The following is a 21,194-nucleotide window of genomic DNA, read 5'->3' on the forward strand; positions in this document are numbered from 1 at the left end:
AGTCTTCAGCGCGCTGTGTACAATCGCTTATTGCAAGGCAAATGCATCGGCATCCAGATGGGCGGGAAAGTCCTGCTTAAAGGCCTCCAGCGGCGCCTTTTCCAGGTTCACCACCAGCACATCAGCTTGATTATCCGGGGCACTTGTCAGTAAGGCACCGGTAAAATCATAGGCCGCCGTGCCACCATTGTGCGCCGTGCCATAACCGTCATCCCCAACCCGGTTACAGCCCACTACATAACACTGATTTTCAATCGCCCTAGCCTGCAATAGCGTATCCCAGATGCGACGGCGTGCAGCAGGCCAGTTGGCCACATTGATCATGAGGTCATAGTCATTGCGGTTACGCTGGAATACTGGAAAACGCAGGTCGTAACACACCTGAGGTAAGATCCGAAAGCCATTGACCTCGAACACCACCCGCTCCTGTCCGGCAATCACATGCTCCCCTTCTTTGCCCAGACAAAACAAATGGCGCTTATCGTAATGGCGCACTGTGCCATCCGGCCAGCACCAGTAGAAACGATTGGCTTTTTTCTCACCCTGTGCGACTAACACACTGCCTGCCACAACCGCCTGCCAGCGCTGAGCCTGACGCTGTAAAAAAGCCAGTGCCTCGCCGTGATGTGGCGATTCTGCACAAGGCTCCGCCAGCGCAAAACCGGTTGCAAAGGTTTCCGGTAAAACAATCAAATCGCAGCCGCTGAGCTGCGCCTGTTGGGCACTCAACTGCGCATCCAGTTGAGCAAAATTGTGCTCAGGTGCCAGCCACTCAATGGCCTGCTGCACCAAAGCGACGGTTAAAGTTGACATAATCGCTTCGCCGCCTCCAGTAAGGTGTTGTCTTCTTTGGCAAAACACAAGCGGATCACGTTGTCTGAGCTACCGTGTGCATAAAACACACTGAGCGGAATAGCGGCAACGCCGATGGCCTCGACCAGATAATCACAAAAGCCGACATCATCCAGTGACGAAATGGCGCTGTAATCCAGCAACAGGAAGTAGCTGCCCTCGCTGGGTAGAATAGTAAATCGACTGCCTTGTAGTGCCTCAATCAGCAGATCGCGCTTATGCTGGTAGAAATCAGCCAGTGCATCCACGTGCTCCGGCTCTTCATTGAGCATATCAGCCAGCGCCAGCTGCGCCGGTGTAAAGCAAGAGAAAGTCACATACTGATGAATTTTACGGAACTCACTGGTGAGTGCCTCAGGCGCAATACAATACCCCAGCTTCCAGCCAGTGCAATGGAAGGTTTTACCAAAGCTGGCCACCACCATGGCGCGCGCTGCCAGCACAGGGTCACGCAGTGCGCTTAAGTGTGGCTGCGCATCAAAGGTGATGTGTTCATACACTTCGTCACTGACCACATACAGGTCGTGCTCGACCACCAGAGCTTTCAGCGCCGTCATATCGGCAGCCTTTAATGTCTTGGCACTGGGGTTATGAGGTGTATTGATAATAATGGCCCGGGTTTTCGCCGTGATGGCCGCGCCAACCTGTTGCCAGTCAATCCGATAATCGGGGGAGCGCAGCGCGATATGTACACTGCGACCACCGGCCAGTTCAATGGCGGGCGCATATGAATCGTACGCCGGGTCGAACACGATAACTTCATCTCCCGGACGCACCAGCGTCTGAATAGCCACAAACAGAGCCTCCGTGGCGCCGGCGGTGACAGTAACCTGGGCCGCAGCATCAACCTGAGCACCGTATTTACGCTCTGCCAGCAGCGCTATCTGCTGCTGTAAAGCCGGTACACCTGGCGACGGCGCATACTGATTCATACCCGCCTGAACATGCTGAGTCAGGCGCAGTTTCAGGCGCTCCGGGGCATCAAATTCAGGGAAACCCTGCGACAAATTCAGTGCGCCATGCTGGTTGGCCAGCGCGGTCATCTTAGAAAAAATACTGGTGCCTACATGAGGTAATTTGCTTTCCACGACCAAGTCCTCGTTTGTATGTGGTGTAACGGCCAAAGCGATGCTATCATTGCTGCAAATAGAAGTATAGCCGTCTAAAATTATCCACGATGTTATTCGTGAGAGGTAAGCGTATGCAATCAGCACAAGCGAAACATGCTCTCATAGACGCCGGACGTTGGCTCAGCGCACAAGGCTGGGTACCGGCAACCGGAGGCAATTTTTCCATTAGAACAGAGCAAGGCTTTGTTGTCACGGCCAGTGGTCATGACAAAGGCGCACTGCAACCCGAGCACTTTCTGGAGTTTGATGCCCAGGGCTCACACATCAATGGCGCCGGTAAACCCTCAGCTGAGACCGACCTGCACCTGGCTCTGTATGCGCTCAGCCCTGACACCCACTGCATCTTACATACCCACTCCGTAGCCACGACCGTGTTATCACGCCTGACCGAGCAACACAGCCTGGAGATCAGTGGCTACGAAATGCAAAAAGCACTCAATGGCTTCACCAGTCATCTTGAAACGCTGGCGATCCCCGTGTTCGATAACGATCAGGATATTCCCGCCCTGGCACGCCGGGTGACGGAGTACCATTCTCACACCCCGATCCGCCATGGGGTATTGATCCGCGGCCATGGGCTGTATGCCATGGGTGCAGATATGAGCGAAACTCGTCGTCATATCGAAGCACTGGAGTTTTTGTTTAACTGCGAACTGACGCGCCGACAACTGGAAAAAAACGCATGATCAAAGCCATTCTGACCGACATAGAAGGCACTATTACGCGCATCTCTTTTGTTAAAGAGATCCTGTTTCCCTATGCTGCTGACAAGCTGCCCGAATTCGTGACGCAACATGCCGACACCCCAGAAGTTCGTACGCAACTGGATGCCGTGCGCACTGAACTGGGCGAGCCGCAGGCCTCGCTGGAACGCGTGATAACGTCACTGCTCAACTGGATAGCCGAAGATAAGAAAATTACTCCGCTGAAGCAACTGCAAGGCATGATCTGGCAACATGGCTATCAGAACGGCGATTTTACCGGCCATATCTATCCGGATGCATACCAGTTTTTGTGTGCCGAGCATGATGCGGGAAAAGCACTCTATGTTTACTCTTCCGGCTCGGTTCAGGCGCAGCAACTGCTGTTTGCCCATTCAGACTATGGCGATATGCGACCCATGTTCAGCGGTTATTTTGATACCCGGGTGGGTGCCAAACAGCAACCCGAAGCCTATCAGACCATTGTCAGCCAGCTCTCCTTTGCAGCGCATGAAATACTCTTTCTGAGCGACGTCGTGGCCGAGCTGGATGCAGCTAAAGCTGCCGGTATGCAAACCCTGCAATTGTGGCGTGACGGACAGCCACGCGCCCAGGCGCATCCCTTTATAGAAGATTTCAGCCAATATCATGCACAGGAGTCACAATGAGCCAGTTGAGCGTTTTTCATGAAGATCACCCGGATAACCTTGAGTTCCACACTAAAACACATGACCAGATAGCCGCTACGCTGGCACAAGTCGGTGTCCGCTTTGAGCAGTGGCAGGCCGCTTATGAGATAAGCCAGGCGACCTCACACGAAGATATTCTTGCTGCCTATGGACAGGATATTACACGCCTGAAAGTCCAGGATGGCTATCAGACCGTGGATGTGATCTCCTTGCCTAAAGGTCATCCCGACGCGCCCGTTATGCGCCAGAAGTTTCTCTTTGAGCACACCCACAGTGAAGATGAAGTACGTTTCTTTGTCCAGGGTCAGGGATTATTTTGCCTGCATATCGGTGAGCGGGTTTATCAGGTGTTGTGCCAGCAGGGCGACTTGATCTCAGTACCCGCCAACACGCCACACTGGTTTGATATGGGCAGCGATCCCGAGTTTACGGCGATCCGGCTGTTCAATAATGAGCAGGGCTGGGTGGCTCAAAGCACCGACAACCCCATCGCTGAGCGCTTCCCGTTACTGGGTTAAAGCGTTCGTACGGCACGGTGTATTTAAGCCGTGCCTAATCTCCCTGCCGCAACGTCCTGCGGATAAAAAATGCCCGTGTCCAGCACCCAGGCCGTGATCAGTGCAGCCGGAGTGACATCAAAAGCCGGGTTGTATACTTTAGCCTCCTTTGGTGCCCACTGGCAGCTGCCAAAGCTACCACTTACCCCGGTTACTTCGCCCTCTGCGCGTTGCTCAATCGGAATATCCCCCCCCGAGACACAGCTCAAATCCAGAGTCGTGACCGGCGCGACCACATAAAAAGGGATGCTATGGTAATGCGCCAGTACAGCCAGGTTGTAAGTGCCGACTTTATTGGCAAAGTCGCCGTTTGCCGCAATGCGATCGGCACCAACAAAGATTTTGTCTACTTTACCCGCCGCCATCAGGCTGGCCGCCATATTATCGCAGAGCAGCGTATAGGGGATCTGCCACTGTGCCAGCTCATAGGCAGTCAGCCGACCGCCTTGCAGCAGTGGCCGGGTTTCATCCACCCAGATGTGAATATCGCCATGCTGGCGAGCTGCGTGATGGATCACGCCCAGTGCGGTACCCACGCCGGCAGTGGCCAGCGCCCCGGTATTACAGTGCGTCAGGATGTTATCGCCAGGCTCGACCAGTGTTGCTCCCAATGTGGCCATCCGGTCGCATAAGGTACAATCCTCCTCAAACAAGCGCTCAGCTTCGGCAATCACCGCGCTAACATACTCGTGTTGCTGTAATGCCGTGCGCAGACAACGCATGCAGTGCATCAAATTTACCGCCGTCGGGCGAGTGGCTTCCAGCTCATCAATCGCCTCGCTAAGCTGTGCTTTACTGTGGCCCTGCTGCGCCAGATACGCAACCAGCAGGCTGGCAGCCAGCCCAATCAAAGGGGCCCCGCGCACTTTCAGTGTCAGGATCAGCGATTTCATCTGTGCGACGCTCTCGCAGTGATGCCATGTTTCTTCATGTGGCAGTAAATACTGGTCCAAAACCTGAACCTTGCCCGCTTGATACTTCAGACTCCGTGCGACTAACTCTTTCAATGTTGCTTACTCCGCTGTGATCCTGGTTATTGCCCATGCCCATCCGCTGCCGACCAACGCACAGTGTGACTTGCCCGGTTACTGGATCAGACCCGACCATTCTACATCAAGATCTAAAGATGTATAGACTTCTAAACGTTTGCAGGTATAGAATGCTGATCTAATTTTATTCTATGTGGATGATCCGGATGAGTGCTTATCAGGCGTTTGACAATGAAAAGGCCATTGAATACATCAATACGCTGGGGGGGATGTTCCCACCCGACGCAAAACTGAGCTGCTACGAATTTGGCGATGGCAACCTGAATCTGGTTTTTCGCATCACCGATCAGCATCAGCGCAGTGTGATCCTCAAACAGGCCCTGCCATATGCCCGCTGCGTAGGAGAAAGCTGGCCATTGACACTGGATCGGGCACGTATTGAAGCCAGTGCCTTACGCCGCCACGGCGAGGTGTGTCCGGACCATACCGTTCAGGTGCTGCACCATGACAGTGAACAGGCCGTCACCATACTGGAGGATCTGGGTCATCTGAGCATCTTGCGCACTGAGCTCAACGCCGGGCGCACTTTTACCAACCTGGGCCGGGATGTCGCCCGCTACCTGGCCACCACCAGTTTTTATCACAGCGATTTTTATCTCACCCCGGGAGACAAAAAAGCGCTGGTCCAGTCTTTTACCAATCCACAGCTATGTGCTATCACCGAAGAGCTGTTTTTTGATGATCCGTATCTGGGCTCAGAGCGTAACCACTACCCGGAGGAACTACACGGTGAGGTCGACAAACTACGCCAAAACGCGGCACTTAAGCTGGCCATTGCCCGGCTCAAGCAAGGCTTTCTGTCGTCACCACAGGCACTGTTACATGGCGATGCGCACAGCGGCAGTCTGTTTGTTGATGACACAACAACTAAGTTTATCGACCCGGAGTTTGCCTTTTTCGGACCTATTGGCTTCGACTTAGGATCTTTTATTGGTAATCTGCTGCTTAATTTCTGTGCCCAGCACGGTCGCATCAGTGAAGCGTCAAAGCGTCGCGATATGCATACCTACCTGCTGCGCACCATAGATATCTGTTTGAGTGAGTTTGAGCAGCAGTGGCTCGATTTATGTGCACAACATAGCACCGACGGTACACTGCAAGTCGCAGGCTACGCAGAACACTTTGTGCGTGACGTTTTACAAGATGCCATTGGCTATTGTGGCAGCGAAATGATCCGCCGCACCATAGGTCTGGCCCATGTCAGCGATCTGGATGAGATTGAAGATACCGAGGCGCGGCTGCGCGCTCAGCGACTGGCGCTGGAAGTCGGGCAGCAGCTGATCCTGCATGCCCGCAGCTGTCAAAGTAAAAACGCCTGCTACCAGCTGATCATCAGCGTATTGCAGTAACACGTATAAGATCCAACCCAGGCCTGCGGCTCAGGGTTGGATCCGACTGCGGTTAATGCGTCTGACTGGCGCGTTGCACCGAGGCAATATATTTATCGATCTGCGTTTCCAGCACACTTAATGGCACAGAACCATGACGCAGGATCTGGTGATGGAACTCACGGATATCAAAGTCAGCCCCCAGCGCCGCTTCGGCCTTAGCGCGCAAGCGTTTAATCGTCAGTTCTCCCACTTTGTAAGACAGCGCCTGACCCGGCCAGGAAATATAACGGTCTGTTTCTGTTTTCACATTGTGCAGTGACAAAGCGGTATTATCGCGCATAAAGTTCATCGCCCGTTCACGGCTCCAGCCAAACATGTGCATACCGGTATCCACAACCAGACGTGCAGCACGCCACATTTCATAGGTCAGACGACCAAAATTGCTGTACGGGTCCTGATAAAACCCAGCTTCCAGACCCAGGTATTCAGCATACAGCCCCCAGCCCTCACCGAATGCCGAGATATAAGAATCACGACGATAATCAGGCAAGTAGTCTAATTCCTGATTCAGTGAAATTTGCAGGTGGTGGCCCGGTACCGCTTCGTGCAGGGTCAGGGCTTCAAGCACATACAAAGGGCGCTTATCTAAAGCATAGGTATTGACCCAGTAATAGCCCGCATCGGTATCCTTGTCTGCACCCAGATAGCGTCCTGTGGTGTATTTAGGCGCAATTGCGTCGGGCACCGGCGCAACACCATAAGGGCGGCGCGGCAAAGTGTGGAACAGTTTCGGCAGCTGCGCATCCATTTTCTTCGCAATATAAGCGGCTTCTTTGAGTAACTCTTGTGCACTGCTGGCATAAAATTGCGGATCGGTTCTCAAAAATTGTACAAACTCAGCAAAACTGCCTTCAAATTCGGTTTGTTTGATGATCTCCATCATCTCACCCTTGATCCTGGCAACCTCTTTCAGGCCGAGTTCATGGATCTCTTCCGGGGTCATCTCGGTGGTGGTGAAATGCGCCGTGCGGTTGCGGTAAAACTCAACCCCATTAGGTGTGCTGGAAATACCAATGTCGTCCCGGGCACCGGGGCGATACTGCTCGACAAAAAACGTCAGGTAATCACGATACGCGGGGATCACCTGCTCTGCCAAAACCGCTTTGGCTCGAGCCTGGATCGCAGCAAACTCAGACGCTGGCAACTTATGCTGATTCTTTGCAAAAGGCCTGAAAAACTGCGACTGCGTCACATCATCAACAATAAATGCCGTGATAGACTCTTCATAGCCCGCCAGCACCGCCTTTGGCTGGGTTAGTCCGATGGCCAGGCCTTCACGCATCCAGGCGATGTTTTGCGCAAAATAACGCGGCACCTGAGCGAGTTTTTGCAAATACAGGTCATAGCCCGCAGGCGTGCTCAGGTCCACATCATTAAACAGCCAGGGCAGGCTGCTGTGAAAACCGCTTTCCGACTTGAGCGGCATATAGTGGGCTTTGAAGCGGTAGCGGTCGACCTGATCCTGGACTTGGGCACGCAGAATAGTCAGGTTAATACGATTTTCTTCACTCAATTTTGCTTCATCCAGCGCGTCTAAACGTTGTAAGAACGCCACGCGCTCTGCGTTTTTCGCGGCCAGATTGTCTGCACTCAGATCGGGTAACTGGGCCTGTCTGCGGGTCTCATTGTCGCCGCGAAAGGCCATCACCTGCTGGGCCACCGTGGTGAATTGTTGATCGGCACTGACTTGCGTCAGTTCACATCCTGCCAGACCCAGTGCCAGCGTCACTGCGCACAAAGAGCGGGATAAAGTCGTTTTAAGTGAGGTGCTCACGAAGGTGTTCCTTCTAACAATCTTGTGAAATTTACGCAACACCTAATCATGCCATTGAAGGGCTTGCAACTTAATACGACCAGTGGTCGATGAGCACCTGTCACGCCGCAGCACGGCACCAAGCCGGGCACAGTGAAAAAGTGCTTACTTATTCAACAGCCGCGTGGAAAAAGCAATAAATTTGTCTCATTACGCTGATTTTTGCTTTGCAAAACTCAGGAGAGCGATTAATGTAGCCGCAGCGAAACCGGCAGCGCGATAAGCGTCGTAACGGGCCCGCTAAGAGATGTACAACAGCAACTGATTATTGTGGTAAATAAAATGATGTTCCATGATCCCATGGCAATAGCACAAGAAAAAATGACTAAAGTTTGTCAGTTTCTGGAACAGAATCAGCTGCCCCCTACCCCACTAAATTACCATATTGGCTATGTCTATATCAGCCAGACCCATCGCGAGCTGAATGAACGCCTGGATCGTGATCTGCGCAATCGCGTTAGTATCGACAGCATCTATATCGAGCAGCTGTATTACGAATTTCTGCAAAAAGAACATCAGACCGAAGCGGCCCTAGTTCAGCAAGTGGGCGGCATGATAGACCACCTCAATGACTCGGCGCAGCAATCCCAGCAAAGCCTGATCGGCTTTGCCAAACAGGTAAGCCACTGTATACATAATCTGGATGAACACAATGTGGTCAAAACCCGGGCAGCGCTGAACGACTTAAGTGCCCATACGGATCAATTACTGAAGCAGCACCAGCAGTTTAAAAACGCCCTGCGCAAGGCCCGCGAGCTACACGAAAAGCAACAAAAGCAATTACTCTTGCTTCGCAAACAACGCATTTTAGACCCGCAAACCGGACTCTATAAACGCCACTATCTGGGTCACAAAACCCAGCTATGGCTGACTCAGGACAAGTCCATCTGCGCCATTTCGGTTTTAGTCGAAAACCTCGACGCCTTTAGCCAGGACTTTGGCGAGGTGGTCGGTGAAACCGTGCTGCAACGGGTGGCAAAAAGGATTAAAAAATACGTGCTACACAGTGGCCTGCCGGGACGTACCGGCAGACAGGAATTCACGATTGTGCTGGCCGACTGTGAAGCCGACACCGCCCAGGTTGTAGCAGAAAAGATCCGCACTGGCGTGAGCCGCCTGAAATTTGTCAGTGCCAAAGGCGATGTATCGTTTCCCGATATCAACCTGGCCATTGGCATTGCCCAACATCAACCGGAGCACGACTTTAATACCCTGGCGCAGCGCGCCGCGTTTGCCGCTAAAAAAGCCCACTCACTGGGTCAGAATTTTTATATTTCTGCACCGAATTAAAGCCTCGACGGCACGCTATCAAGCGATGGCTTGCCATATCATGCCCTGTTGATTAATCAGCTTAAATTGCTGACACCGATTGCACTCACTGAGTGCTATCAAGTACACTATTGACACCCAGATCCGGCACAAATAACACACATGAAAGAAGCAAATCGCGACACCACTCATTTTGGCTATAAAACAGTAGCAACTCAGGAAAAGGCCTCCATGGTGGCCGACGTTTTCCACTCCGTGGCTGCAAAATATGATGTGATGAATGACCTGATGTCATTCGGGATCCATCGCCTTTGGAAGCGCCAGACCATTGCCTGTTCAGGTGTCCGACAGGGCCATAAAGTTCTGGATCTGGCCGGCGGTACGGGCGACTTGACCGCGAAGTTCAGTGAACTCGTCGGTGAATCAGGTCAGGTGATCCTGGGCGATATCAACGACTCTATGTTGCGGGTTGGCCGCGATAAACTGCGCGATCTGGGGCGAGTTGGCAATATTGAATATGTACAGATGAATGCCGAAGCACTGCCCTTCCCGGACAACAGCCTGGATGTGATCACCATCGCTTTTGGCCTGCGCAACGTCACCGACAAAGACAAAGCGCTGCGCTCTATGTACCGAGTGCTGAAACCCGGTGGCCGGTTACTGGTGCTGGAGTTTTCAAAAACAGACAACGAAGCACTGTCTAAACTCTACGACTTTTACTCGTTCAACATTTTGCCCACTATGGGCAAGCTGGTTGCCAACGACAGTGAATCCTATCGTTACCTGGCGGAGTCAATCCGCATGCACCCGGATCAGGAAACGTTGAAGTCGATGATGGAGGAAGCTGGTTTTGAGCAGGCAAGCTATCAGAATCTGACCGGCGGCATCGTGGCACTGCACCGGGGCTTTAAATTCTAATTGCAAAAACAAGGGAAACCGTATGTGGATCACGCTGCTCACGGCCGTTGCTGAAAGTGCACTGGAACAGCTGCTGAACAAAGAACCGGCTCTGGCTGTTCAGCTGGCTGCCACACAGCATAAAACGCTGGCGGTCACCCTGACCGATCTTGAGCTGTGCTGTGCGCTGCATTATGTCGGCGAACAGCAGGGCAAAGCGCGCTGTTTCGTCTACGGCAACTACCAAGATCAGGCCGATTGCCACATTACCACGACCTTATCGACGCTCCAGGAACTCTCCGATCCCAGTCAGCTTACGCGCCTGATCCGAGAAGAAAAGCTGGATCTGGAAGGGGATTTACAACTGGCACAAAGTTACAGTAAAGCCTTTGCGGGCCTGGATATCGACTGGGCCGAGCACCTCTCCACTCATCTTGGCGATGCCCCTGCTCAGCTGCTGGTCGCGCAATGCAAGCAGGCCAAACAACGTGGTGCCAGCCACCTCAGTATACTCAAGCGCACGGTCACGCAACTGTGTCAGGACGAACTCAACGTCGCCGTTCATCCGCTGGAAGTTCGTCAGTTTAAAACCCATACGCGACAGCTGGCACAACAACTTGCCGCTCTGGAACAACGTATCAACGCACTCAGCGAATTATAAGGAGCTGGATTTGTCCATCGCTCGTCTGTATCAAATTGGTAAAACGTTTCTTAATTATGGCCTGGATGATCTGCTCCCCAGGCAAAAACAGCCCTGGTATGCCCGGGCGATCAGGCGCAGCCTGTTCTGGCTGCCCAACCAGCATCGCGACAAACCCGTTGGTGCGCGGCTCAGACTGGCCCTGCAAACCTTAGGGCCAGTGTGGATCAAGTTTGGCCAGATGTTGTCCACACGCCGCGATCTGCTGCCGCCGGATATTGCTGAAGAACTCGCCCTGCTGCAGGATAAAGTGGCACCGTTTCCCGGCGAGCAGGCGCAAGCGCTGATAGAAAAAGCACTGGGACTGGACAGTATTGACGACTGTTTTGTCGAGTTTGAGCAAACCCCGCTGGCTTCAGCCTCCATCGCCCAGGTGCACTGCGCCAAACTGCTGGTCGACGATCAGCTTAGAGAAGTGGTCGTTAAAGTGATTCGACCCAATATCGAGAAACAGATCCTGGCAGACCTGTCTTTGATGGAACGCTTTGCCCGTCTGCTGGCAAGCCTCATCAGCGCCGGACGCCGCCTGCGCCCGGTTGAAGTAGTGCGGGAATACCGCAAAACACTGCTCGATGAGCTCGATTTAATGCGTGAAGCGGCCAATGCCATTCAGCTGAGACGCAATTTTGAAGGCTCGGCTTCTTTGTATATTCCAGAAGTATACAGCGATTATTCAAGACGCAATGTGCTGGTAATGGAACGCATTTACGGTATTCCGGTGTCGGATACCGAAGCGCTACTGGCGCAGGGCACCAACATGAAAGTGCTGGCTGAACGCGGTGTTGAAGTGTTCTTTACCCAAGTGTTTCGCGACAGCTTTTTTCATGCTGACATGCATCCGGGCAATATCTTCGTGTCGCGCGAAAACCCTCACAACCCCCAGTACATTGGTATTGACTGCGGCATTGTGGGGACGCTGAATAGGGAAGACAAACGCTATCTGGCAGAAAACTTCATTGCCTTTTTCAACCGGGATTATCGCCAGGTTGCCCAACTGCATGTTGACTCTGGCTGGGTGCCAGCGGATACCTGCGTCGAGGAATTCGAATTTGCCATTCGTACGGTGTGTGAGCCCATCTTTAACAAGCCGCTGGCCGAAATTTCGTTCGGCCATGTGCTGGTCAATCTGTTTAATACCGCACGACGCTTTAACATGGAAGTGCAGCCCCAGCTGGTGCTGTTACAAAAAACCCTGTTATATGTTGAAGGCCTGGGCAGACAGCTTTATCCGCAACTGGATCTGTGGAAAACCGCGAAGCCTTTTTTAGAAAAATGGGTGCAGGATCAGGTCGGGCCGCTGGCAGTGGCGAAAAAGCTCTATACCAACTTGCCTTTTTGGGCCGAGAAAATGCCCGAACTGCCCGATCTTATTTATCAGAATTTAAAACGCAGCCAACGCCTGGGGCCTCCTGTTGCACAGCAACGCCCCGCAGACACACGTGCTTTGCTACTTGGCATTGGTGCAGCAGCACTCACAATTGTGGCCGGTTTATGCTTTATTGACGAACGCCTGCTCGCCAGCAGCGTCTGCGCAACGCTGGCAATTGCAATATTTATTAAAGCATGGCGCAAAACAGGGTGATATTTTACACACTCGGCGTATAATCTTTCTTAATTCAATAACACATTAAATGGAGTAGACATGGGTTTTGGTGGTATCAGTATTTGGCAGTTGCTTATCATTCTGGCCATTATCGTGCTGTTATTCGGGACGAAAAAACTGCGTGGTATTGGCAGTGATTTAGGCAATGCAGTTAAGGGCTTTAAAAACGCGGTTTCTGAAGACGAAGAAGAAAAAAAGTCGGATAAAACGGATAGCAAAGAACAGCTGACCGATCAGGCTGCACAAGCTAAAACGACCAGCGAAAAAGAAAAAGACAAGGTGTGATCTGACATGGGGATGTGGGAACTCGTCGTAGTATTGATAGTTGGCCTGATAGTACTTGGCCCTGAGCGCCTGCCAGTTGCAATCAGAACAGTCAGCCGTTGGATCAACACGGTTAAATCGGTTGCGAACTCCGTCAAGGCGGAGGTCAGCGAAGAGCTAAGAGTACACGAGTTGCACAGCAACCTGAAAAAAGCCGAAGAGCAAGGCCTGGATAATATTTCTCCGGGTCTCAAGCAGTCGGTAGAAGAGTTGCAGCGCGCGGCGGAGTCTGTGCGCCATAGCTACAGCAAGTCTCCAGATGCGTCGAAAAACGATAAAGATCCATCCTCTCAAAACTAACCGCTTACGAGTTTTTGCATGTCAGATATGACAAACAGTGGCTTTATTGGCCATCTTATTGAGCTCAGAAACCGTCTGATCAAGGCGCTGCTCAGTATCTTAATCATCTTCGTGTCTTTGGTCTATTTTGCCAATGATATCTATGCGTTTGTAGCGGCCCCGCTGGTAGAGAGTCTGCCTGCAAACAGCACTATGATAGCCACAGATGTCACGGCCCCGTTCTTTGCGCCCTTTAAATTGACCCTTTTTGTGTCGCTGTTTCTGGCAGTGCCTATGATCCTGCACCAGATCTGGGGATTCCTGGCACCGGGCTTGTATCAGCACGAAAAGCGCATGCTGATGCCCATTTTGTTATCCAGTATCCTGCTGTTTTACGCCGGCATTGCCTTTTGTTATTTTGTCGTGATGCCCATCATACTCGGTTTTTTTACCGCCGTAGGCCCCGATATGATGACCCTCTCGCCGGACATCAGCAGTTACCTTGGGTTCATTTTAAAGCTGTTTTTTGCCTTTGGCGTCGCGTTTGAAATTCCGGTCGCCATTATGCTGCTGTGCTGGAGTGGCGTCACAACCACCGAGAGCCTGGCACAAAAGCGCCCCTACATCATAGTCGGTGTGTTTGTGGTCGCCATGTTTTTAACTCCACCGGATGTCTTATCGCAAACGCTGCTGGCGGTCCCAATGGCATTGCTGTTTGAGCTGGGTTTACTGTTAGCCAGACTGTACAGCAAAAAGCCGGTCGCAGAGGAAGAGCCCCATGAATAATCCCCTACACGTACTGGTAAGCACGCTAGCTTTGACTGCGGTCGTTGTCGCTTTGCCTGCCCAGGCCAAAGGCAAACTGCCACACAAGCTACTGGCCTGTAGTGCGCTTAAAGACGATCAAAAACGCCTGAACTGTTACGACGCGCTGGCCGCAGAGCACGACAACAAGCCACACCCGGTGCGCGCTCAAACACACGCGGCGCCTGCGGAGAAGTTTGGTCTGGAGCACAAAAAGGCGCCTGAGCAGGAAATCAGCGCCACGGTGTCTGAAGTTAGCAAGTCCGCCAATGGCCAGCGCCGTTTTACTCTGGACAATCAGCAGCGCTGGCAGCAGATTGGCACCCAGGCTTTTTTTGCCAAAGAAGGTGACGTCGTGGTGATCCGCCGTGGCTCGTTCAACTCTTTCATCATGCAAAAAGCGGGTTCAAATCGCTCGATTAAAGTGAGAAGGGTCGACTAGATGGCGACTTTTATTGATGCAGGCGTTAACCTGACCAGCACCCAGTTCGATACCGAACGCGAAGCCATACTGACTCGCGCCGCCGACCAGGGGGTTGAGTCTATGTTACTGATTGGCTGCGATTTGCTGACCAGTGAGCAAAGCCTGGCACTGGCAAAACAGCACCAACAATACGCCACCGCGGGCGTACACCCACATGATGCCAAAGATGTACCCGAGGACTTTATCACACAGATGCGCTACCTGGCCGCGCAGGATGAAGTGGTTGCCATTGGCGAGTGTGGGCTCGACTTTAATCGCGACTACTCGCCCCGTCCGATCCAGCAACTGATCTGTGGCGTTCAGCTGGAACTGGCGCAGGAACTGGATATGCCAGTGTACCTGCATGAACGCGAAGCCTTTGATACGCTCAGCGCCATGCTGGATGAGTTTTCACTGCGGGGCGTGTTGCATTGTTTTACCGGGGATAAGCGCGCTTTACGCTACTATCTGGATTATGGCCTGATGATTGGCCTGACTGGCTGGCTCTGCGATGAGCGTCGGGGTGAAGCCTTACGGGAGCTGGTACGTTACATTCCCGAAGATCGGATCTTGCTGGAAACCGATGCCCCTTTTTTACTGCCCAGAACACTCAAGCCCAAACCTAAGTCTCGTCGCAATGAGCCCGCTTATCTCCCTGAGATAGCACACCATGTAGCCGAGCTTAAAAATATCCCGCTGACACAACTGGCCCGGCAAACCACCGAGAACTTTAATGCCTTGTTCTTAACTTCGGAGCAAACCGGCTAATGCTGTGGCGCTGGCTGCTGCTCATGCTGTGCTTATCTGGTGTCGCTCAGGCACTGGAGGTATCCGCTGAGTTTAAGCAGCACCAGTCGCTGACTTATCAGTATACCTTCAGCGAGGCCGACACCATCCAGGCGCTACTGGCCAGCGACCCGCAGTGGCAATCAGGTCAGCGCCAGGCGTTAAAACCGCCCGCAAATACCCAGGCCTGGCTCCGCGTATCCTTGCATAACCCGGGTCCCATTGAAGTGCCGCTGCTACTGAGCATTGATAACAACTTACTGGATAAGATCACCGCCTACATTCGCCATGATGACGCGTCTTTTTTGACTCTCGCACTTGGCGATGCCTTGCCGCTGCTGCAACGTCCCATTAAGCATGAAGCGCAACTCATTCCACTGGAGCTACCTGCACACAGTGACAGCCAGGTCTATTTGCAAGTCAGCCACCATGGTGTACTGAATGCACCGCTGAGCCTTTGGCACCCGATTGAATACCTTAAGTACAAAAGTAAGTTTAATCTGGTCTACGGTATTCTGGCCGGGTTTATTCTGGCCATGATCGCCATTAACTTAGCCCTCTACAGCTTTACCCGCCGGCGTTACTTTTTGCATGGCACGCTCATTATCGGCCTGTTCTGGCTGCTTATTGTGCATTTATATGGCTTTGGTTATCGTTATCTGTATGGCTCCAGTGTGTGGTTACAGCAATATGGGCAAAGCCTGCTGGTGATGTGCTCTACGCTGGCCCTGATCCCCATTCAGCGCAGTAAAGCATTGCCCAATCTGGTTGCGGCAAAACACAACCGTAAGCTCACCCAGTTATTGATTGTAGGCCTGATCCTGACCTTGCTCAGCCTGTTGCTGCCGGTCACGCAGGCTACCTTTGCCGCCTACAGCATGGCATTGACCCTGGTGCTGGGCTACATCATCTGCACCCTGCGCAGCCGCTATCGCCGTACAACTAAGGCAACCGCCTTGCTTATCTATGTCATCATGCTAGTAACGCTCAGCTATCAGTTTGGCTTTGAACTGGGTGTGTTTGGCGGCGCGCAACTGGACCGCCCGGTGACTTACGTCTGCTACCTGATCCTGAGCCTTTACATCAGCTTTGTGCTGACCCGCCAGTTTATCCTGGAACGCGAAAAGCACGTTAAAACACAACAGCATAAACTCGCCCGTACGCAGGCAGAGGATGCCCTGCTGAAAGAAAAACTCAAACTCCAGGAGCAGGCACAACAGGAGCTGGAAAACAGCATTGACGAGCGCACCTTTGAGCTACAGGTCACTCTTCGGGAGCTGGAAGAGAAAAACCATGAGCTGGAAAAGCTCAACATGGAAGACCCGATGACCAAAGTGAAGAATCGTCGTTATTTTGATAAGCGTCTGATGATGGAAGTACGCCGCTCACGCAGGGAACAAACCACGCTGAGCCTGATCATGCTGGACATCGACTTCTTCAAAAAGGTCAACGATAACTACGGACACCTGGCTGGCGACCATACCATTTGTGCCTTTGCGCGACTGATAGAGCAGCACCTGAAACGACCGCTCGACGAGGTATTTCGTTATGGTGGTGAAGAGTTTGTGATCCTGCTGCCCAATACCTCAGAGGATGGCGCGCTGGAGCTGGCCGAGCAGATCCGCCAGGAGACCGAAGCGCACGAACTGAAAGTAGCCGGTCACCAGATAAAGTTTACTACCAGTGCGGGGGTGTACAGCGCCATCGCACAAGATACGAGTAACCCCACACTATTCACCGATATGGCTGACAAGGGCTTGTATATGGCCAAACAACAAGGTCGTAATCGGATCTGTATTTACCAACCTAAGCAGGAGACTTAACGTGGCTCAGTCAGGACTGGATCTTTTTCCCTATACGCGTATGCGCCGTATGCGCAAAGACGACTTTTCCCGCCGCATGATGTGTGAGAACACACTGACGGTAAACGATCTGATCTATCCGGTGTTCGTACTGGAAGGCAAGAACCGCAAAGAGGCCATCCCTTCTATGCCGGGGATCGAGCGCCTGTCGATCGACCTGTTGGTGGAAGAAGCCAAAGAACTGGTGGCACTGGGCGTGCCTGCCATTGCCATTTTTCCGGTAACCCCTAGTGACAAGAAATCCTTGCATGCTGAAGAAGCCTATAACCCGGAAGGGCTAGCACAACGCACTGTACGTGCGCTTAAGAGCGAATGCCCGGAGCTGGGCGTGATCACCGATGTGGCACTGGACCCGTTCACAACTCATGGTCAGGACGGCATCATTGATGATGAAGGCTATGTGATCAATGACATCACAACAGAGATACTGGTTAAGCAGGCGCTTTCTCACGCCGACGCGGGTGCTGATATCGTTGCCCCTTCAGACATGATGGATGGACGCATTGGTGCTATTCGTGATGCACTGGAAGAAGCTGGACACATTCATACCCGTATCATGGCTTATTCTGCCAAATATGCCTCCAGCTATTACGGCCCTTTCCGTGATGCCGTTGGCTCAGCAGGGAACCTCAAGGGCGCAGATAAAAAGACCTATCAAATGGATCCGGCCAATTCAGATGAAGCATTGCGCGAAGTCGCACTGGACTTGCAAGAAGGTGCCGACATGGTGATGGTCAAGCCTGGATTGCCCTACCTGGATGTGGTACGTCGCGTTAAAGATGAATTCGGTGTGCCAACCTTTGCTTACCAGGTCAGTGGTGAGTACGCCATGCACAAAGCCGCGATTGACAACGGCTGGCTGGCGGAACAGCCGACCATAATGGAGTCATTACTCGCTTTTAAACGTGCCGGCGCCGATGGTATTTTGACCTATTTCGCTAAGCAAGCCGCTATCTGGTTGAATGATAAATAATTAATAGGTAATTATTAAAAAAGGAGCAATAAATTGCTCCTTTTTTGCATTTTTCTGATTAACATTCCGTCATTTTTGTGTAACATACCCCCCGTAAGCTTATGTACCCATTTGGGTTTAAACTACACACGGGAAAAACCATGATAAAAACAAAATTCACTCCACTGGCGCTCCTTGTGGCCGCCGCAACCGCGCCAGTACAGGCGCAGGTCATCATGTCAGAGTACATTGAGGGCAGCTCCAACAACAAAGCAGTCGAGCTTTTCAATACTTCAGAAAACGCAATATCACTGACCGGTTACACGCTCAGCTATTACTCAAATGGCAGTACAGATGCGTCTAATACTATAGAGCTAAGCGGTGAAATCGCAGCCGGTGGTACCTATGTCATCGCAAACAGCAGCGCAGTTGATACTGTGCTGAATGCCGCACAACTGACAACCGGAGGCAGCTGGTACAATGGCGACGATGCGATTGTACTACGCAATGGCGATACCGTTCTGGACAGCTTTGGCCAGGTTGGCTTTGACCCGGGCAGCAACTGGGAAAACAATGGCATTGCAACCAAAGACAAAACACTGCGCCGCAATATCGAAGTAACGACAGGCCGTACTGCATTTGATGCCGCCTTTGATCCGAGCGCCGAATGGACCCAATTCGACAAAGACGATTTCTCAGGTCTGGGCAGCCATGGCAGTGACACTGGTGGTGGTGACAATGGTGGTGATGATGGCGACAAGCCAGAACCTCTCGTGTGTGGTGAAGCCGCCACAGCCATCAATGCCATTCAGGGCAGCACCGATGAAAGCCCGCTGAAAGATCAAATCGTCACGATTGAAGCCGTTGTCACGGCCGACCTGCAAGGCGATGATCAGCTTAAAGGCTTCTTTGTACAGTCGCTGGCAGCCGATATGGACGAAGACAACATGACCTCAGAAGGTCTGTTTGTATATTACAAAGATGTCGACGTAAAGGTTGGCGATCAGGTCCGTGTTCAGGGCACAGTCCAGGAATTCTATAACGCAACTCAGCTTGGCAATGTGACCCAGCTTGAGGTATGCGGCAGCGCAGATGTTCAGGCACAGATGCTGACTCTGCCAGTCAGTGAGGTCAGCGATCTGGAGGCGGTGGAAGGCATGCTGGTCAGCCTGTCACACCAAATGGTCGTTGCAGACACCTATAATTTGGGTCGCTATGGCGAGGTTGGCCTGGCAACAGAGCGCCTGTACCAGGGCACCCAAGTGGCAATGCCAGGGGATGCAGCCAACGCATTAGAAGCTGAAAACGCCAAAAAGTACCTGTTGATGGATGATGGCTCAACCGCTCAGAATCCAGAAGTTATTCCTTACCCAAGCACAGGTCTGGATGCCTATAAAACCATCCGCCTGGGTGATACGGTCACTAACCTGGAAGGTGTGATTGCATACAGCTTTGGCAAGTATCGTCTGAACCCGACGAAGGCGCCAACTTTCAACAATACCAATGAGCGTACTGAGGCACCTGAACTGAAAGGTGAAGGCGATCTGCGTATTGCCAGCTTCAACGTGCTGAACTACTTCAATGGCGATGGCCAGGGTGCCGGCTTCCCAACACCACGAGGTGCAGACACAGCCGAGGAATTGGTCCGTCAGGAAGCCAAGCTTGTATCAGCTATCACCGCACTGGATGCCGATGTTATTGGCCTGATGGAGATAGAAAACGACGGGTTTGGTGAGCACAGCGCTATTGCTGACTTAGTAAAAGCGATCAATGCAGAATCTGAATACACCTATGCATATGTCAATTTCAACACTGACATGATCGGCACCGACGATATCACAACGGGTATTATCTATCGCACCGACACAGTTGAAGAAGCCGGTACGGCCAGCTTCACAACCGCTGTGCCGTTTGATTACAGCAACCGCCCACCCACGGCGCAAAGCTTCCGTAAACTGGATAACAACGAAGAGTTTACCGTTGCAGTCGCCCACCTGAAATCCAAAGGCTGTGGCAAATCAGCAGAAGGTGATAATGCCGATCAGGGCGATGGCCAGGCTTGTTGGAATGCCATTCGTACCCAAGGTGCCAATGCGTTCGCAGACTGGCTGGCGACCAACCCAACAGGTAACGACGATGCAGACGTTATTCTGGTTGGTGACATGAATGCGTATGCAATGGAAGACCCAATGCGTGCCTTCGCGGATAAAGGTCTGAGCAATGTCATGACACACGTGGATGGCGATACACAGAGCTACTCTTACAACTTCTCAGGCCGTCTGGGCAGCCTGGATCACGCTGTGGCCTCGGCTTCACTGCTAGCTAAAGTAACCGATGCAACAGACTGGCATATCAATGCCGATGAGCCGCGTATGCTGGATTACAACACGGAATACCGCACGGATGCACAAATTGCTGAGCTGTATGCGACCCATGCATATCGTGCTTCCGACCACGACCCCGTGATAGTTGAAATCAAAACGGTTGCAGGTGAGCCGCCAGTTGATCCGCGTCCCGTGATTGAAGCCGGTCAACACTTCGAAGTAGCAGAGAACACGCCAATCAACACCGCCATTGGCATGCTCGCATTCTCAGATGCCGATTCAGATGTGACGCCAGTAGAGCGCTTTATCGTAACTGGTACAAATATGATTGCAGTCAATGAAGCAGGCCAGATTGTTGTTGCAGGTGAGCTCGATTATGAATTCGACAACCGTATCGAGTTTATGGTCCAGGCACAAGACAGTGCCGGTAATCTGTCCGAACAAGTGCAGGTTGTCGTCAATGTAAAAGATGTCAAACAAGGCGATGACAATGACGGTGACGATGACTCGGGCAGCTTTGGCTGGCTAGCGTTGTTTGCAGCACCTCTGGGGCTACTGCGCCGTCGCAGTAAATAATTTGCTGGGCCATATGGCTTGAGCCAAATAAAAAATGCGCCTTACGGCGCATTTTTTGTTTGCTCTCAGTTTAATACCAATTTCACTTAATACCTGTTCAATTTGACGGAGCAAATATGACGCTAACTGTGTTAAAAATTTCTTATTTAGAGCAACTAAATAGCAAAATTTTT

20 protein-coding genes and 1 pseudogene are annotated in these 21,194 nt (G+C 52.2%); 16 read left to right on the top strand and 5 right to left on the bottom strand.

What is annotated here, in order from left to right; translation table 11 throughout:
- Positions 1 to 27: 27 nt before the first annotated feature.
- Both C3B51_RS18800 and C3B51_RS18805 read right to left on the bottom strand, forming a co-directional pair.
- Positions 28 to 813, bottom strand: a complete 786-nt coding sequence (locus tag C3B51_RS18800; protein ID WP_130246030.1) for an amidohydrolase — start codon at positions 811 to 813, stop codon at positions 28 to 30.
- Positions 801 to 1,895, bottom strand: coding sequence for a methionine aminotransferase (locus C3B51_RS18805; protein WP_240701929.1), 1,095 nt, complete (start codon positions 1,893 to 1,895; stop codon positions 801 to 803). The genes C3B51_RS18800 and C3B51_RS18805 overlap by 13 nt, the downstream gene beginning before the upstream one ends.
- A gap of 158 nt (positions 1,896 to 2,053) precedes the next feature.
- Here C3B51_RS18805 and C3B51_RS18810 point away from each other — a divergent pair, with 158 nt between their 5' ends.
- The 3 genes from C3B51_RS18810 to C3B51_RS18820 are packed head-to-tail and all read left to right on the top strand — an operon-like array spanning position 2,054 to position 3,890.
- Entirely contained in the window at positions 2,054 to 2,668 is a 615-nt protein-coding gene (locus C3B51_RS18810; RefSeq protein ID WP_130246032.1) for a methylthioribulose 1-phosphate dehydratase, read from the top strand.
- Positions 2,665 to 3,351 carry an acireductone synthase gene (gene mtnC / locus C3B51_RS18815; protein WP_125718423.1) on the top strand — a complete coding sequence of 229 codons (687 nt, stop codon included), beginning with the start codon at positions 2,665 to 2,667 and terminating at the stop codon, positions 3,349 to 3,351. The genes C3B51_RS18810 and mtnC overlap by 4 nt, the downstream gene beginning before the upstream one ends.
- Positions 3,348 to 3,890 carry a 1,2-dihydroxy-3-keto-5-methylthiopentene dioxygenase gene (locus C3B51_RS18820; RefSeq protein WP_130246033.1) on the top strand — a complete coding sequence of 181 codons (543 nt, stop codon included), beginning with the start codon at positions 3,348 to 3,350 and terminating at the stop codon, positions 3,888 to 3,890. The genes mtnC and C3B51_RS18820 overlap by 4 nt, the downstream gene beginning before the upstream one ends.
- Positions 3,891 to 3,913: 23 nt before the next feature.
- Here C3B51_RS18820 and mtnA read toward each other — a convergent pair whose 3' ends face one another.
- Positions 3,914 to 4,936, bottom strand: a complete 1,023-nt coding sequence (gene mtnA / locus C3B51_RS18825; protein WP_125718427.1) for an S-methyl-5-thioribose-1-phosphate isomerase — start codon at positions 4,934 to 4,936, stop codon at positions 3,914 to 3,916.
- Between the two features lie 188 nt (positions 4,937 to 5,124).
- Between mtnA and mtnK the strand changes: the two genes are divergently transcribed.
- The gene (gene mtnK / locus C3B51_RS18830; RefSeq protein WP_130246034.1) at positions 5,125 to 6,327 is read left to right on the top strand and encodes an S-methyl-5-thioribose kinase; all 1,203 of its coding nucleotides are present in this window, start codon (positions 5,125 to 5,127) and stop codon (positions 6,325 to 6,327) included.
- A gap of 52 nt (positions 6,328 to 6,379) precedes the next feature.
- Here the strand turns inward: mtnK and C3B51_RS18835 are convergent, their stop codons facing one another.
- A complete protein-coding gene (locus tag C3B51_RS18835) occupies positions 6,380 to 8,143 on the bottom strand; it encodes a DUF885 domain-containing protein (RefSeq protein ID WP_130246035.1) in 1,764 nt (587 codons plus the stop codon).
- A gap of 321 nt (positions 8,144 to 8,464) precedes the next feature.
- On the opposite strand from C3B51_RS18835, the gene C3B51_RS18840 reads away from it, so the two are divergent.
- The 12 genes from C3B51_RS18840 to C3B51_RS18895 all read left to right on the top strand — a co-directional run bounded on the left by C3B51_RS18840 (position 8,465) and on the right by C3B51_RS18895 (position 21,021).
- Positions 8,465 to 9,472, top strand: coding sequence for a GGDEF domain-containing protein (locus tag C3B51_RS18840; protein ID WP_130246036.1), 1,008 nt, complete (start codon positions 8,465 to 8,467; stop codon positions 9,470 to 9,472).
- 141 nt (positions 9,473 to 9,613) lie between these two features.
- Positions 9,614 to 10,369, top strand: coding sequence for a bifunctional demethylmenaquinone methyltransferase/2-methoxy-6-polyprenyl-1,4-benzoquinol methylase UbiE (gene ubiE / locus C3B51_RS18845; protein WP_046005834.1), 756 nt, complete (start codon positions 9,614 to 9,616; stop codon positions 10,367 to 10,369).
- Between the two features lie 22 nt (positions 10,370 to 10,391).
- Positions 10,392 to 11,009 (top strand): ubiquinone biosynthesis accessory factor UbiJ, encoded by a 618-nt coding sequence (locus tag C3B51_RS18850; protein WP_130246037.1) that lies wholly within the window; start codon positions 10,392 to 10,394, stop codon positions 11,007 to 11,009.
- 10 nt (positions 11,010 to 11,019) lie between these two features.
- Positions 11,020 to 12,630, top strand: coding sequence for a ubiquinone biosynthesis regulatory protein kinase UbiB (gene ubiB / locus C3B51_RS18855; RefSeq protein WP_125783422.1), 1,611 nt, complete (start codon positions 11,020 to 11,022; stop codon positions 12,628 to 12,630).
- Positions 12,631 to 12,690: 60 nt separating this feature from the next.
- Complete coding sequence (tatA, locus tag C3B51_RS18860) at positions 12,691 to 12,936, top strand: Sec-independent protein translocase subunit TatA (protein ID WP_046005831.1); 246 nt, start codon at positions 12,691 to 12,693, stop codon at positions 12,934 to 12,936.
- 6 nt (positions 12,937 to 12,942) lie between these two features.
- On the top strand, positions 12,943 to 13,275 hold the full coding sequence (gene tatB, locus C3B51_RS18865; RefSeq protein ID WP_130246038.1) for a Sec-independent protein translocase protein TatB: 333 nt from the start codon (positions 12,943 to 12,945) through the stop codon (positions 13,273 to 13,275).
- Positions 13,276 to 13,293: 18 nt separating this feature from the next.
- Complete coding sequence (tatC, locus tag C3B51_RS18870) at positions 13,294 to 14,040, top strand: twin-arginine translocase subunit TatC (RefSeq protein ID WP_125718439.1); 747 nt, start codon at positions 13,294 to 13,296, stop codon at positions 14,038 to 14,040.
- Positions 14,033 to 14,500 carry a hypothetical protein gene (locus C3B51_RS18875; protein ID WP_130246039.1) on the top strand — a complete coding sequence of 156 codons (468 nt, stop codon included), beginning with the start codon at positions 14,033 to 14,035 and terminating at the stop codon, positions 14,498 to 14,500. Before tatC ends, C3B51_RS18875 begins: the two co-directional genes overlap by 8 nt.
- Positions 14,501 to 15,289, top strand: coding sequence for a TatD family hydrolase (locus C3B51_RS18880; protein WP_130246040.1), 789 nt, complete (start codon positions 14,501 to 14,503; stop codon positions 15,287 to 15,289).
- Positions 15,289 to 17,130 carry a diguanylate cyclase gene (locus C3B51_RS18885; protein ID WP_130246041.1) on the top strand — a complete coding sequence of 614 codons (1,842 nt, stop codon included), beginning with the start codon at positions 15,289 to 15,291 and terminating at the stop codon, positions 17,128 to 17,130. Before C3B51_RS18880 ends, C3B51_RS18885 begins: the two co-directional genes overlap by 1 nt.
- 1 nt (position 17,131) lies before the next feature.
- Positions 17,132 to 18,142 carry a porphobilinogen synthase gene (gene hemB / locus C3B51_RS18890; RefSeq protein ID WP_130246042.1) on the top strand — a complete coding sequence of 337 codons (1,011 nt, stop codon included), beginning with the start codon at positions 17,132 to 17,134 and terminating at the stop codon, positions 18,140 to 18,142.
- Between the two features lie 140 nt (positions 18,143 to 18,282).
- Positions 18,283 to 21,021, top strand: coding sequence for an ExeM/NucH family extracellular endonuclease (locus C3B51_RS18895; RefSeq protein WP_130246043.1), 2,739 nt, complete (start codon positions 18,283 to 18,285; stop codon positions 21,019 to 21,021).
- On the opposite strand, the pseudogene C3B51_RS23800 reads toward C3B51_RS18895, so the two are convergent.
- Positions 20,998 to 21,194, bottom strand: a pseudogene (locus tag C3B51_RS23800) (hypothetical protein); the annotation flags it as partial. The gene C3B51_RS18895 and the pseudogene C3B51_RS23800 overlap by 24 nt on opposite strands.

This window comes from Pseudoalteromonas rubra, assembly GCF_004212645.1.
GTDB classification, from domain to species: Bacteria; Pseudomonadota; Gammaproteobacteria; order Enterobacterales; family Alteromonadaceae; genus Pseudoalteromonas; species Pseudoalteromonas rubra_G.

Bases quoted from the DNA above. Each gene is read 5' to 3' on its own strand.
- C3B51_RS18800 (WP_130246030.1), bottom strand. From the start codon at position 813: ATGTCAACTTTAACCGTCGCTTTGGTGCAGCAGGCCATTGAGTGGCTG.
- C3B51_RS18805 (WP_240701929.1), bottom strand. From the start codon at position 1,895: ATGACCGCGCTGGCCAACCAGCATGGCGCACTGAATTTGTCGCAGGGT.
- C3B51_RS18810 (WP_130246032.1), top strand. From the start codon at position 2,054: ATGCAATCAGCACAAGCGAAACATGCTCTCATAGACGCCGGACGTTGG.
- mtnC (WP_125718423.1), top strand. From the start codon at position 2,665: ATGATCAAAGCCATTCTGACCGACATAGAAGGCACTATTACGCGCATC.
- C3B51_RS18820 (WP_130246033.1), top strand. From the start codon at position 3,348: ATGAGCCAGTTGAGCGTTTTTCATGAAGATCACCCGGATAACCTTGAG.
- mtnK (WP_130246034.1), top strand. From the start codon at position 5,125: ATGAGTGCTTATCAGGCGTTTGACAATGAAAAGGCCATTGAATACATC.
- C3B51_RS18840 (WP_130246036.1), top strand. From the start codon at position 8,465: ATGATGTTCCATGATCCCATGGCAATAGCACAAGAAAAAATGACTAAA.
- ubiE (WP_046005834.1), top strand. From the start codon at position 9,614: ATGAAAGAAGCAAATCGCGACACCACTCATTTTGGCTATAAAACAGTA.
- C3B51_RS18850 (WP_130246037.1), top strand. From the start codon at position 10,392: ATGTGGATCACGCTGCTCACGGCCGTTGCTGAAAGTGCACTGGAACAG.
- tatA (WP_046005831.1), top strand. From the start codon at position 12,691: ATGGGTTTTGGTGGTATCAGTATTTGGCAGTTGCTTATCATTCTGGCC.
- tatB (WP_130246038.1), top strand. From the start codon at position 12,943: ATGGGGATGTGGGAACTCGTCGTAGTATTGATAGTTGGCCTGATAGTA.
- tatC (WP_125718439.1), top strand. From the start codon at position 13,294: ATGTCAGATATGACAAACAGTGGCTTTATTGGCCATCTTATTGAGCTC.
- C3B51_RS18875 (WP_130246039.1), top strand. From the start codon at position 14,033: ATGAATAATCCCCTACACGTACTGGTAAGCACGCTAGCTTTGACTGCG.
- C3B51_RS18880 (WP_130246040.1), top strand. From the start codon at position 14,501: ATGGCGACTTTTATTGATGCAGGCGTTAACCTGACCAGCACCCAGTTC.
- C3B51_RS18885 (WP_130246041.1), top strand. From the start codon at position 15,289: ATGCTGTGGCGCTGGCTGCTGCTCATGCTGTGCTTATCTGGTGTCGCT.
- C3B51_RS18895 (WP_130246043.1), top strand. From the start codon at position 18,283: ATGATAAAAACAAAATTCACTCCACTGGCGCTCCTTGTGGCCGCCGCA.